This is a genomic window from Allosphingosinicella sp. (assembly GCF_036387215.1).
GTDB lineage: Bacteria > Pseudomonadota > Alphaproteobacteria > Sphingomonadales > Sphingomonadaceae > Allosphingosinicella.
The window spans coordinates 1-12,539 of sequence record NZ_DASVUE010000143.1; the positions used below are offsets into that span (position 1 = coordinate 1).

Consider the following 12,539-nt stretch of genomic DNA (forward strand, 5'->3'; position numbering starts at 1 on the left):
GACCCGCCCGACACCAGGATCCTGCGCGACGCAATGCGCGTCGCCAACGGGCATCTTGATTATATCGATTATCTGCTCGACCATCGCCGCTGGCTTGCCGGGCCTGTGCTGAGCCTCGTCGACCTCACCGCCGCTGCGCACCTGTCGGTGGCGGATTATCTCGGCGGGCTCGACTGGCGCGGGCATAAGCAGACGACGGAATGGTACGCGGTCATGAAGTCCCGCCCCAGCTTCCGGCCGCTGCTCGGCGAGCGAATGGAAGTGATCGCGCCTCCACCGCACTACGACAAGGTGGACTTTTTCTAGCCTCGCTCCCTCTCCTTGCGTTGCGGCCTTCGCACTTGCCAGGTCAATGATATCGAAACCGTTTTGCTGCAAAGACCGGCCCGAAGGGGAGGCAGAATGGCGGGCGCTACGGGTTGGCTTACTATCTTGTCCGGTATCGCCGGACCGGCAACGATTGCCTTTGTTTGGGCGCGTCAGGCCCGGCGGGAGTCCGGCAACCTCACCCGGGTGATGTTGCAAAGCCAGCAACGGCGGCCGCCCCTCACCGAACATGGCCGACCTCGCTGGTACCATAGCCTAGCTGTGGTGGCACTGCTTGGCTTTCCGTTCGTCCAGTGGTTCGCCTATCTCCGCTCGCCGACGGCTCTTGCCTTCCTGGCTCCGTTAGCTGCAGCCATGACCATCATGCTTATCGTCGGCATGTTCTTCCCTCTAAGGGTGGTTACGAAGCCCATCGAGCATCGAGAATGGGCCCTGTATGGAGCAGTCTTCGCCTTGAGCTTAGCCGCAGCAAGCATGCTTCCTACGGCAGGCATCATCATTGTCTTGAAAGGCGGTCTTATCGACCTCCTGGGTATTACCGCTGCGGCGTACATCACCAGAATATGGCATCGTTCGAGGCACGGATCCCTGGCACCGGCTGAGTGATGCCCTCATCAATTCGCGCCTCCGCTTCCGGGCGCCGCTCGGCAACCGAAGGGAAGTTGAGGGATGTCACCCCGACCAACTGCGCCCGGGGGAGCAGTTCTGCCGAGACCTCGACCCTCTCGCCTCTAAGAGAAGGTTGATCTTCGCTTCGCCGATACGAAGTAGTCGAGCGACTTGTTGTCGGACAGCGTGAACCCACGCATCGGATCGAAGGTGAGGCCGGCGACGTCCACCACCTGAAGCCCGGCATCCTCAAGCAGCGCGCAAAGCTCCTCCGGCGTCAGGAACTTCTGCCAGTCGTGCGTGCCCTTGGGAATGCGGCCGAGCCCCTCGCCCAGAAGGATCATCAGCAAGCGCGAGGTGGAGGTGCGGTTCGGAGTCGAAAGAATCAGGAGCCCGTCGTCGGCAAGCGCATCGGCGAGGCCGTGCACGAAGGCCCGCGCGTCGGTGACATGTTCGATCACCTCGAGCGAGGTGATGAGGTCGTAGGGGCCGGTCAGAAGCTCGACGCCGCCGGCGCGATAGTCGATCTCCAGCCCCTGCCCTTCCGCGTGGATCCGCGCCGCCTCGATATTCTCCGGCGCGGCGTCGATACCGGTGACCTCCGCCCCCAGCCGGGCCAGCGGCTCCGCAAGCAGCCCGGCACCGCAGCCGACATCGGCGGCGCGCCTGCCCGTGAGCGGGCGGCGGTCGCATTCGTCGCCGCTCCAATGCTGGTCGATCCGGGCGCGGATATAGCCGAGCCGCACCGGATTGAGCTTGTGCAGCATCGCCGAGGAACCCTTCGGATCCCACCAATCCGCCGCCAGCCGCCCGAAATGCGCCGCTTCGCGCGGATCGATGGTGGTGCTGCCCGGTTCCATATCTCCGCTTAACCGTTCGGCCTGCGCTTGTCGAAGGGCGAACGGAGCGTTGCCCTTGCTGCTCACCCTTTCTACAGCCTCCGCAATGGCCCGCATCGTGATGAAATTCGGCGGCACCTCGATGGCCGGCATCGAGCGCATCCGCCACGTCGCGGGGCTGGTGAAGCGCGAGGCGGAGGCGGGGCACCAGCTGGCCGTGGTGGTCTCCGCCATGGCCGGTGAGACGGACCGGCTGATCCAGTTCTGCCGCGAAGCCTCCTCGCTCTACGATCCGCGCGAATATGACGTGGTGGTCGCATCGGGCGAGCAGGTGACGAGCGGCCTTCTTGCAATCACGCTGCAGGGGATGGGCCTCAACGCCCGCTCCTATATGGGCTGGCAGCTTCCGATCAGGACCTCCGGCCACGCCGCCGCGCTGATCGAGGGGATCGACGCCGAGGTGCTGGAGCGCGTCTTCTCCGAGGGCGGCATCGCGGTCATCCCCGGCTTTCAGGGCGTTACGGAGCAGGGCGACGTCGCGACGCTCGGCCGCGGCGGCTCCGACACGTCGGCAGTGGCGCTTGCAGCCGCGATCAAGGCCGACCGCTGCGACATCTATACCGACGTCGACGGCGTCTACACCACCGACCCGCGGATCGTGCCGCGCGCGCGGAAGCTGCCGATCATCACCTTCGAGGAAATGCTGGAGCTTGCGAGCGTTGGTGCGAAGGTCCTGCAGACGCGCTCGGTCGGCCTCGCGATGCGCGAGCGGATGCCGATCAAGGTCCTGTCGTCCTTCGACGACCGCCCCGGCACGATGGTGGTCGGCGATGAAGAGCTGGAGGAATTCGGAATGGAACGGCAGCTGGTAACCGGCATCGCCTATGACAAGAACGAGGCCCGGGTGACGCTGACGGGGCTTCCGCACCGCCCCGGCACCGTCGCCGCGATCTTCGCTCCACTCGCGGAAGCCAACATCAACGTCGACATGATCGTCCAGAGCGTCCCGCGTTCCGGCCAGACCAGCGACCTCACCTTCACGGTGCCCACCGCCTCGCTCGCCCACAGCGTCGAGGCGCTGGAGCAGGTCCGCGACACGATCGGGTTCGGCGAGATCCTGACCGACACCAACATCGTGAAGGTCAGCGCCGTCGGGGTCGGGATGCGCTCCAATGCCGGCATCGCCGCCCGGATGTTCCAGGCGCTGGCCGACCGCGGCATCGACATTCTCGCAATCTCGACCAGCGAGATCAAAGTCTCGGTGCTGGTGCCCGAGGAATATACGGAGCTGGCCGTGCGGGTCCTCCACACCACCTACGGTCTCGACGACAATGGAGCGGCGGCATGAACGACATCTCGGTAGGCCATGACCGCCTGAAGCGGCTGATGAAGCGGGGCACCGATTTCCTCGGCTGCGAGATCGCCTTCCTGGGCGGCGCGATGAGCTGGATTTCGGAGCGCAGCCTCGTCTCGGCCATCTCCAACGCCGGCGGCTTTGGAGTGATCGCTTCGGGCGCGATGCCGCCGGAGCTGCTCGACACCGAGATCGCCGAGACGAAGAAGCGGACCGAGCGGCCGTTCGGCGTGAACCTCATCACCATGCATCCGCAGCTCCCGGAGCTGATCGACGTTTGCGGGAAGCATGGGGTCGGCCATATCGTCCTTGCGGGCGGCCTTCCTCCGCCGGGAGCCCTGGAGCGGGTGAAGGGCACGGGGGCAAAGCTCATCTGCTTCGCCCCCGCGCTTGCGCTTGCCAAGAAGCTGATCCGCTCGGGCGTGGATGCGCTCGTCATCGAAGGGATGGAAGCGGGCGGCCATATCGGCCCCGTCTCCACCTCGGTGCTGGCGCAGGAGATATTGCCGCCGCTCGCGTCCGAAATCCCGATCTTCGTCGCCGGCGGCATCGGCCATGGCGGCCTCATCGCCGGTTACCTGGAGATGGGTGCGGCGGGAGTGCAGCTCGGCACCCGCTTCGTCTGCGCGGACGAATGCATCGCCCACCCCAATTTCAAGAAGGCCTTCATCCGCGCCTCGGCCCGGGATGCGATCCCGTCGGTGCAGATCGACCCGCGCCTGCCCGTCATCCCAGTCCGAGCGATCAAGAATCGCGAGATGGAGAATTTCTCGGCCAAGCAGCGCGAAGTCGCGGCCCTGCTCGACGCGGGCTCCGTGGAGATGGCCGAGGCGCAGCTCCAGATCGAGCATTATTGGGCGGGAGCGCTCCGGCGCGCGGTGATCGACGGGGACGTCGAGAGCGGCTCGGTCATGGCCGGCCAGTCGGTCGGGATGGTCAAGGACGAGCAGCCGGTCGCGGTCATCATCCAGTCGCTGGTCGACGAGGCCGCCGCAGCGCTCGAGCGGCGCGCGGTGCCGGCATGATCCAGGACGGCAGCCTTGTCGAAGGATCGTCGGGCGGCACCGCGCTCACCCTCGTCACACTGCTGATCGCGCAGCTGAAGACGCGCAACATGGTCGATCTCGACCAGATCGAGCAGGCGCTCCACATGCTGGTCGAGCGGCCGATCACGCCGGAGCAAATGGCCGACGCCCGCAACGCGCTTGCAGTCGTGCAGGGCCTCCAGGGGATGCCGAGCGCCTGAAGGCGGCTCAGGCGGGCAGGAAAGGGTTCCTGATCGTGAGTACGCCTTCGATCACCAGCCCGTCCTGCATGTCTTCGGACCAGAGCGTGCTGCAGCGCGCATCGATTGCGGCCGCCACGATCAGTGCGTCGAAAATTCGGAGCCGGTAGCGCTTCGCCAGCACGAGCCCCTTTCGATGGAGCTGCAGATCCACAGGAGCGGCGATTGCGCACAGCAGCTGAATGGCAGCCAGAGCCTCGCCCACGGCAGTCCAATCCATCTTCAGTTTATTGAGAGCGACGTTGACGAACTCGTTGAGGCACTGGATCCCGGTGGCCCCTCCGGAATGCAGGAGTGAGCGCGCCCGCTCTGCGCGCGCATCTTCGCTAAAGGCGTAGACGAGGATGTTCGTGTCGAGGAACTCCCGAGTCATCGGGAATTCGCTTCCTCCCTGTCGAACTTCCAGCCGGGCGGGAGCGGCTTCGCCAGTGCTCTTATCCGCTGCACCGCCTCCTCCCGCGTCATTGCCTTTGCCACGCCGAGGCTATCGAGCACCGGGACGACCTCGATTTCGCTCCCCTCGCGAAGGTCGAGCGCTTCGGCCACGTCCTTGGGTATCCTGATCGCGAGGCTGTTGCCCCATTTCGCCACCTTCACCGCCGCCTCCATGATCTACATCGGCAGCAATGTATATCATGGCGAAGTGCGCGTGTCAGCCGGCCCCGCGCATCGAGGCCATGTCGATCACGAACCGGTATTTGACGTCGCTGCGGAGCATCCGCTCGTAGGCGGGCTCGATGTACTGCATTGTGATCATCTCGATGTCGGAGACGATGCTGTGTGCGGCGCAGAAATCGAGCATCTCCTGCGTCTCGGCGATGCCGCCGATCAGCGAGCCGGCGATGCTCCGGCGCTTGAAGATGAGGTTGCCGACGTCCGGCGACGGGTGGGGCGAAGGCGGCGCCCCGACGAGAGTCATCGCCCCGTCGCGCTTCAGCAATGCCGCGAAGGGGTTGAGGTCGTGCGGCGCCGCGACCGTGTTGAGGATGAAGTCGAAGCTGCCCGAATGCGCCTTCATCTCCTCTTCGTTGCGGGAGACCACCACCTCGTCGGCGCCGAGCGCCCTCGCGTCCTCGATCTTCGAGGGGGAGGTGGTGAAGGCGACGACATGGGCGCCGAGCGCCTTGGCGAGCTTCAAGCCCATATGGCCGAGCCCTCCGATGCCGACCACGCCAACCTTCTTGCCCGGCCCTACATTCCAGTGCCGGAGCGGCGACCAGGTGGTGATGCCGGCGCACAGCAGCGGCGCCACCGCCGCCAGCCGATCCGCATCGTGGCCGACGCGGAGCACGAACTCCTCCCGCACCACGATCGTGTCCGAATAGCCGCCATAGGTGTTGTCGCCGCCCTCCTGCGTGGGGCCGTTATAGGTGCCGGTGAAGAAGCGCTCGCAATATTGCTCGAGGCCTTCCCGGCACGAGGCGCAGCTCAAACAGCTGTCGACCATGCAGCCGACGCCGACCAGATCGCCCTGGCTGAAGCGCGTCACGGCATCGCCCACCGCCGTCACCTCGCCGACGATCTCGTGACCGGGAACGCAGGGGTAGCGCGTGCCGGGCCATTCGCCCCGGGCGGTGTGAAGGTCGGAATGGCAGACGCCGCAATAGCGGATCGCGATTACGACATCGTTGGGGTTGGGGTCGCGGCGTTCGAAGCTGAACGGGGCGAACTGGTCCGTCGGCGAATGGACCGCATAGGCTTTTGCTTCGATCATTGGCGCTGCTCCCGCTGAGGACTCGTAGAGCAGCCGATAGGCCTCAGGCGCGGCGCTGTCGCGCCCGATCGTCCACCATCGCCAGCATCCGCGCGTCGCGCCGATAGACGTCGGGCCGGAACAGGGCCCCGCCCCCGGCCTTCGGAACCGCCGTCAGATAGGTGATGTAGACGGGCACCGGCTCCGGCAGGTCCACATTCTGCTCGGGCGCGGGACCGGAAGGGCGAACCACTTTCCCACCGAACAGCCAGCGCGACAGCCGCTGCGCATCCTCCACCCGGACGCAGCCGGAGCTCAGCCGACGCTCGAGGAGCTGGAAGTTTGCCTTGTTCGGCGTGTCGTGGAGGTAGATGCCGAGCCTGTTGGGGAGCATGAACTTGACGTTCCCCATCATATTGTCGCCGCCGGGAAGCTGCCTCATCCGGAGCGGCTGGGCACCCGAGGCAACTGCGCGCCAGTTGACCTGGGAAGCGTTCAGCACGCGCGGCCGGTCCGACCAGTCCGAGAGGATCTGCAGCCGCTCGGCGGCGACGACCCCGGGCCCCCGCTTCAGCACCTTCTTCGCCCGCTCCCGGGCCAGGTCGGGCGGCATGTTCCAATAGGGATTGAGCGTCAAATAGCGGATCAGGCCCGCCATCTCCGGAGTCGCCATGTCAGGCTTGCCGACGATCACCTTCATGCTGTCGACGACCTTCCGCCCCTCGACCATCCAGAGCCGCGCACCGGCGGTGTCGACAATCACATAGCGGCGGCCCGGGTTCGCCGGGATCGACCGCGCCCGCTCCATATTCGCGAGCAGCAGCCGCTCGCCCGCCGGATCGCCACCGCTCGAACGATATTGCGCCAGCGCCGTCCGGAGCGCCTCGTAGAGCGGGTTCATCTGCCCTGCCTGCTCGAGATGCCGTTCCAGCGAAGGCGCCGCAGCCGCGGCCTCGAGCACTTCGCGGCGGCTCGTGCGGGCGGGAGCAAGCTCCTCGTCCACGAAGAAGACGGCTTTCTCGTTCGCCGGCTGGTGCAGGTCCCGCACATAATCGGCGAACGCACGCGACAGTAGCAGCTCCGCCTTGGCGACGGTGGCCGCGTCCCCACCCGCAACCGCCCCGGCTGCCGAGCGCAGCAGCGGCAGCCCGTATTTCGAGGGATCGAGCCCGTCCTCCCCGGCCCTGCCGATCATCTCCAGCAGCCGCTCTCCCGCCGGCGTGAGGCCGGACCGCCGCACCCAAAGCGGCTTGAACCCCCGTTCCTTGTAGAAGCTCGCAATCTCGGCGCCGACGTCCACGGCCGGCAAGGCCGCAGCGGCGGCGGCCTTCGCGACCGGGCGCGCGGGCGCTTCCCGCTTCGGCGGCGCTTCGCCTCCGCAGGATACCGCCATCGCCGCGCCGCCGGCGATCAACAGGATCCTCAGCACATCCATCCCGGTCATCAATAAACCCAGCCGAGCCGCGCCACCACCCGGCGATCCGGGGCCGGGCAGCGCCGTCCCGCTTCAGGACTGATTGGAAGCGAGGCATCAATCTGTTAGCGCCTCATAAGATGCCCACAGCCTCCGTCACGTCCGCCCGCGAAATCCTCACCGGATTGCATGACGTGATGGCCTCGCGCTCCAATGCGCAATCGAAATTGAACCAGGTCGTGAAGATCATCGCCGAGGCGATGGCGAGCGAGGTCTGCTCCATCTATCTCCTCCGGGATGGAGCGCTGGAGCTGTTCGCCACGCTCGGCCTCAACCAGAGCGCGGTGCACGTCACCAAGCTCGCAATGGGCGAAGGCCTCGTCGGCACGATCGCGCAGGAAGCCTCGATCCTCAACCTCGACGAGGCGAGCCGCCATCCCGAGTTCGCCTACCGGGCGGAGACGGGGGAGGAGACGTTCCACAGCTTCGCCGGCGTTCCGATCGTCCGCCGCGAGCGGGCGATCGGAGTGCTCTGCGTCCAGCATGCAGACCCGCGCGCCTATGACGATGTCGAGATCGAAGCGCTTCAGACCGTGGCAATGGTCCTCTCCGAGCTGATCGCGGGCGCCGGCCTCGTCGACAAGGCTGTCGGCAACGCCGCCTCGGCGCGCGACTCCGGTCCCGAAAACCTCCGCGGCTTCAAGCTCGTCACCGGAATGGGCCGCGGCACCGCGGTCTATCATCAGCCGCGGGTCCTTATCGAGCATACGGTCGCCGAGGACATCGAGGCCGAGCGCCACCGCGTCTATTCGGCATTTCGCAAGATGCGCGAGCAGATCGACACCATGACCAGCCAGGCCGAGTTCGGCACCGCCGGCGAGCATGCGGAAATCCTCGAAACCTACAAGATGTTCGCCTATGACGAGGGCTGGTCGCGGCGGATCAACGAGGCGATCGACAGCGGCCTCACCGCCGAGGCCGCGATCGAGCGCGTCCGCCAGCGCACGCAGATGCGGATGCGGCAGATCGACGACCCCCTCCTCCAGGAGCGGATGCACGATCTCGACGATTTGTCGAACCGCCTGCTCCGGATCGTCTCGGGTCAGCTCGGCACTGCGGCGCAGATGGGCCTTCCCTCCGACGCGATCCTGATCGCCCGCAACCTCGGGCCGGCCGAGCTGCTCGAATATGACCGCCGCAAGCTTAAAGGCGTGATCCTCGAGGAAGGCTCGCTCACTAGCCACGTCGTGATCGTGGCCCGGGCGATGGGCGTCCCGATGCTCGGCCGGATCCGCGAGGTCCGTCGGATGATCGGCGAGGGCGATCCTCTCCTGCTCGACTGCGACGAAGGCGTCGTCCACGTCCGCCCGACGCAGCCGATCGAGGATGCGTTCGAGGCGAAGCTCGCGGCCCGCCAGAAGCGCCGCGCCGAAGTCGCCGCGTTCAAGAACCTGCCGTCGGTAACGCTCGATGGCGAGCGGCTCACCGTCGCGATCAACGCTGGCCTCCGCGACGATGTCGAGGCGCTGGAGACGACCGGCGCCGATGCCATCGGCCTGTTCCGGACCGAATTCCAGTTCCTCGTCTCCGCCACCCTCCCGCGGCGCGAGAGCCAGCAGCGGCTCTACAAGGCTGTGCTGGACGCCGCCGGAAGCAAGATCGTGGTCTTCCGCACCCTCGATATCGGTGGCGACAAGGCCCTCCCCTATCTCCACGCGGACGAGCATGAGGAGGACAATCCGGCGATGGGTTGGCGCGCGCTCCGCCTCTCGCTCGATCGAACGGCTCTCATGAAGGCGCAGGCGCGCGCGCTTCTCGAAGCCGGCGGCGGCCGCGAGATCCACATCATGTTCCCGATGGTCTCGGAGCCCTGGGAATTCGATGCCGCCAAAGCGCTGGTCGAGGAGCAGCGCGAATGGCTCGCGAGCAAGAAGAAGCTCGTGCCCCGCAAGGTGAATTACGGCGCGATGCTCGAAGTGCCGGCGCTTGCCGAAACGCTCGACATCCTCTTGCCCAAGATCGACTTCCTTTCGATCGGCACCAACGACCTTACCCAGTTCCTGTTCGCGGCCGACCGGGCCCATCCGAAGCTCGCCGAGCGCTACGACTGGCTTTCGCCCGCGATCCTGCGCTTCCTCCGCCGCGTGGTGCGGGAGGCGAAGGCGCACAAGGTGCCGGTGGCAGTGTGCGGCGAAATGGGCGGGCGACCCCTGGAGGCGATGGCGCTGATCGGGCTCGGCATCCGCCGCCTCTCGATCACCCCGGCCGCCGTCGGCTCGATCAAGGCGCTGGTGCGCTCGGTTGATCGGTCGAAGCTGATGCCGGTCCTGGCGGAGATGCTCGACAATCCGCCTCCCGACCTTCGCTCGGCACTCGCCGAGTGGGCCGAAGCCAACAACGTCTCCACAGGCTGATGCTGGACCGCCGCCATGCGACCTTTTAAGGGCCTTCGATTGACAATGAGGGCCCGCTGCTGTGCAGTGTCGGCCGTCGATTGAGAGCCGGGGGCAGGGTTTCGCGAAATGGTTGATGGAACACCCGACATTCTGACGGCGAACCCGGTCGGCGACCGGCTCAAGGCGGCGCGCGAGGAGCGAGGCATGTCGCTCGACGAGGTCGCGACGCTGACCAGGGTTCCAACCCGCCACCTGCTCCACATCGAGCGCGGCGAGTGGGACGCGCTCCCTGCCCAGACCTACAGCGTCGGCTTCGCCCGGGCCTATGCCAAGGCGGTCGGCCTCAACGGCACCGAGATCGGCCAGGAGCTTCGGGCACAGCTCGGCGCTCCGAACAACTCGGCCACCATCGCCTACGAGCCCGCCGATCCGGCGCGCGTGCCGCCGCGCTCGCTCGCCATCGTCGTCGCGGTCATCGCCGTGCTGCTGATCGTCGGCTATGCCGTCTGGCGGAACAGCGCGGTTCCCGAGGAGGATCCGCAGGCCGAGGCCGCGGCCGCCGACACTCCGATCGTCGCGCCGCCGCCGGCCGCGGCCCCGCAGAACCAGCCGGCCGGCGCCCCCGCCGCTCCGGCTGCGTCCGGCCCCGTGGTCCTCACCGCAACCGACGCCGTCTGGCTTCGTGTCTACGAGGCAGGCGGGCCGGTCCTGTTCGAGAACACGATGAAGCCGGGCGATCGTTACGAAGTGCCGTCGAGTGCGCAGCGGCCGCAGATCCGGGTCGGACGTCCCGAAGCGCTCCGAGTGACGATCGGCCAGTCCCCGGTGCCGCAGCTCGGTCCGACCGGGCAGCCGATCGGCGACGTCAGCCTGCTCGCCGCCGATCTCGCCGCCCGCGCCCAGGGCGCCCCCGGCGGGGCCGCTCCAGCGGCGGCCGCACCCGCTCCCGCGCCGACCCGTTGATTTTGATTCTAGCGGCCCAGCGCCGTTAAGGATAAGCTGCGCCCGTTGGGTTCGGGGGATTAGTTATGCGTTTTCATCTTCTTGCCGCCATAGCCTTGGCCGGGGCCGCAATGCCGGTCGCGGCGCAGAAGGCGGTTCCGGTCGAAAAGCGGATCGACAAGATCGAGCAGGAGCTCCGGGCAGTGCAGCGTCGGGTCTTCCCCGGCGGCAATGTCGAGCCCGAAATCCGGCCCGCTCAGCCCGCCTTCGATCCGGCCGGAGTCCCCGCGGGAAGTCCCGTCGCCGATCTCACCGCGCGCATCGATGCGCTGGAGGCTCAGCTTGCCTCGCTGACCGGACAGATCGAGCAGAACGGCTTCAAGGTGCGGCAGATGGAGGAGGCGATGAGCCGCTTCCAGGCCGATACCTCCGCCCGCCTGGCGCAGATGGAGGCCCGCCCCGCCCCCGCGCAACCCGCGGCTCAGCTCCAGGCCGAGCCGGTGGCCGAAGAGCCGCAGCGCGCCGAAGCCGCCGCTCCAACCGTGAAGGCTGCCGCCAAATCCGGCGATCCCGCCGAGGACGCCTACAATGCCGGCTTCCGCCTCTGGGAGCAGAAGAAATTCGCCGAGGCGCAAGCCGCGCTCGAAGCGATGGCCAGGCAATATCCGAAGCATTCGAAGGCGAGCTGGGCCCGCAACCTCGCCGGACGCGCCTATCTCGAGGACGGTAAGCCGGCGACGGCGGCCAAGGTGTTCCTCAACAATTACCAGACCAATCCCAAGGGCGAGCGAGCGCCCGACAGCCTGCTCTATCTCGGCGAGGCGCTCACCAGGCTCGGCAAGACGGCCGAGGCTTGCCAGGTCTATGGCGAGCTTCAGGAAGTGTACGGCCCGACGCTTCGCGCCCCCCTGAAGCCCCAGCTCGCCAAGGCGCGCAGCGCGGCGAAATGCTCCTCCTGATCCTCAGAAGCCGGAGAACAGTTCCTGCTGCCGCCTGAGCTCGCGCGCCAGCGGCTCGTAGAGTTTTCGCCTTCCCTCCGGCTCCGGGCTTGAAAACAGCCCGACCTGCGTGTGCCGCTCGTCGTCCCAGCCGGGGAAGGTGGCGATCGGGTAAAGGCAGATGCCGCGCACGGGCACATTCTGCCGGATTGCCTCCGCGACCTCGTCGCAGACATAATGAAGCCAGGCCGCGCGCGCCGATCCCTCCGCCGCGGTTTCGGTGATGAGGAGCGGCAGGCCGTAGAGTGCATGGGCCTCCGCCAGCATGTCGGCGAGCGGCCGATAGGCGTGGTGGCCCAGCGGAATGGTCGATCCCTCCAGATACCATTGATTGTCGGAATAGAAGTTGACGCCCAGCAGGTCGATGACGTCCGGGCTGCCGCCGAGATCGGCGTCGGAGCGCCCGGTCAGCATGTCGTAGGCCTCGAACTGGCTCCGCCGCTTCGCCTCCGCTTCGCCCGCCTGATCGGGACGGTCCGGGCGCGCGGCCACATGGATAAGCGGCTCGGCCCAGATGAAGCGGCAGCCGGGCTCCACCGCTCGCATCGCCTTCACGCCGGCGATGGCGGCGCGCACCAGATGCCGCTTCAGCCAGCGCGGCTCGTCGGGGCCGGCGGGCGGGAAATAGCCGGTGCGCATCGCCCAGGTCAGGAATGAGATTTCGTTCACCGGGCATATGATC

General features: G+C 67.0%; 14 protein-coding genes. 8 read left to right on the forward strand and 6 right to left on the reverse strand.

What is annotated here, in order from left to right:
* On the forward strand, positions 1–306 hold a 306-nt coding region (locus tag VF662_RS05610), incomplete at its 5' end, for a glutathione S-transferase family protein (RefSeq protein ID WP_464138814.1).
* A 96-nt stretch (positions 307–402) separates the two neighbouring features.
* Positions 403–933, forward strand: a complete 531-nt coding sequence (locus VF662_RS05615; RefSeq protein ID WP_464138815.1) for a hypothetical protein — start codon at positions 403–405, stop codon at positions 931–933.
* Between the two features lie 125 nt (positions 934–1,058).
* Here the strand turns inward: VF662_RS05615 and ubiG are convergent, their stop codons facing one another.
* The gene (gene ubiG / locus VF662_RS05620; RefSeq protein ID WP_464138816.1) at positions 1,059–1,796 is read right to left on the reverse strand and encodes a bifunctional 2-polyprenyl-6-hydroxyphenol methylase/3-demethylubiquinol 3-O-methyltransferase UbiG; all 738 of its coding nucleotides are present in this window, start codon (positions 1,794–1,796) and stop codon (positions 1,059–1,061) included.
* 85 nt (positions 1,797–1,881) lie between these two features.
* Between ubiG and VF662_RS05625 the strand changes: the two genes are divergently transcribed.
* From VF662_RS05625 to VF662_RS05635, 3 genes are read left to right on the forward strand one after another with little or no spacing between them, the layout of a single operon-like run.
* On the forward strand, positions 1,882–3,123 hold the full coding sequence (locus tag VF662_RS05625) for an aspartate kinase (protein WP_464138827.1): 1,242 nt from the start codon (positions 1,882–1,884) through the stop codon (positions 3,121–3,123).
* Entirely contained in the window at positions 3,120–4,154 is a 1,035-nt protein-coding gene (locus VF662_RS05630; protein WP_464138817.1) for an NAD(P)H-dependent flavin oxidoreductase, read from the forward strand. The genes VF662_RS05625 and VF662_RS05630 overlap by 4 nt, the downstream gene beginning before the upstream one ends.
* Complete coding sequence (locus tag VF662_RS05635) at positions 4,151–4,375, forward strand: hypothetical protein (RefSeq protein ID WP_464138818.1); 225 nt, start codon at positions 4,151–4,153, stop codon at positions 4,373–4,375. The genes VF662_RS05630 and VF662_RS05635 overlap by 4 nt, the downstream gene beginning before the upstream one ends.
* A 7-nt stretch (positions 4,376–4,382) precedes the next feature.
* Here VF662_RS05635 and VF662_RS05640 read toward each other — a convergent pair whose 3' ends face one another.
* The 4 genes from VF662_RS05640 to VF662_RS05655 are packed head-to-tail and all read right to left on the reverse strand — an operon-like array spanning position 4,383 to position 7,551.
* Positions 4,383–4,787 (reverse strand): PIN domain-containing protein, encoded by a 405-nt coding sequence (locus VF662_RS05640; RefSeq protein WP_464138820.1) that lies wholly within the window; start codon positions 4,785–4,787, stop codon positions 4,383–4,385.
* Entirely contained in the window at positions 4,784–5,011 is a 228-nt protein-coding gene (locus tag VF662_RS05645) for an AbrB/MazE/SpoVT family DNA-binding domain-containing protein (protein ID WP_464138821.1), read from the reverse strand. Before VF662_RS05645 ends, VF662_RS05640 begins: the two co-directional genes overlap by 4 nt.
* Positions 5,012–5,066: 55 nt before the next feature.
* Complete coding sequence (locus VF662_RS05650; protein ID WP_464138828.1) at positions 5,067–6,125, reverse strand: NAD(P)-dependent alcohol dehydrogenase; 1,059 nt, start codon at positions 6,123–6,125, stop codon at positions 5,067–5,069.
* 46 nt (positions 6,126–6,171) lie between these two features.
* Positions 6,172–7,551 carry a L,D-transpeptidase scaffold domain-containing protein gene (locus VF662_RS05655; RefSeq protein WP_464138822.1) on the reverse strand — a complete coding sequence of 460 codons (1,380 nt, stop codon included), beginning with the start codon at positions 7,549–7,551 and terminating at the stop codon, positions 6,172–6,174.
* Positions 7,552–7,661: 110 nt separating this feature from the next.
* On the opposite strand from VF662_RS05655, the gene ptsP reads away from it, so the two are divergent.
* The 3 genes from ptsP to VF662_RS05670 all read left to right on the forward strand — a co-directional run bounded on the left by ptsP (position 7,662) and on the right by VF662_RS05670 (position 11,818).
* Positions 7,662–9,935 (forward strand): phosphoenolpyruvate--protein phosphotransferase, encoded by a 2,274-nt coding sequence (gene ptsP / locus VF662_RS05660; RefSeq protein WP_464138823.1) that lies wholly within the window; start codon positions 7,662–7,664, stop codon positions 9,933–9,935.
* Positions 9,936–10,043: 108 nt separating this feature from the next.
* Entirely contained in the window at positions 10,044–10,880 is an 837-nt protein-coding gene (locus VF662_RS05665) for a helix-turn-helix domain-containing protein (RefSeq protein ID WP_464138824.1), read from the forward strand.
* A gap of 65 nt (positions 10,881–10,945) precedes the next feature.
* Positions 10,946–11,818, forward strand: coding sequence for a tetratricopeptide repeat protein (locus VF662_RS05670; RefSeq protein WP_464138825.1), 873 nt, complete (start codon positions 10,946–10,948; stop codon positions 11,816–11,818).
* 3 nt (positions 11,819–11,821) lie between these two features.
* Here VF662_RS05670 and VF662_RS05675 read toward each other — a convergent pair.
* On the reverse strand, positions 11,822–12,539 hold a 718-nt coding region (locus tag VF662_RS05675), incomplete at its 5' end, for a glycoside hydrolase family 1 protein (protein ID WP_464138826.1).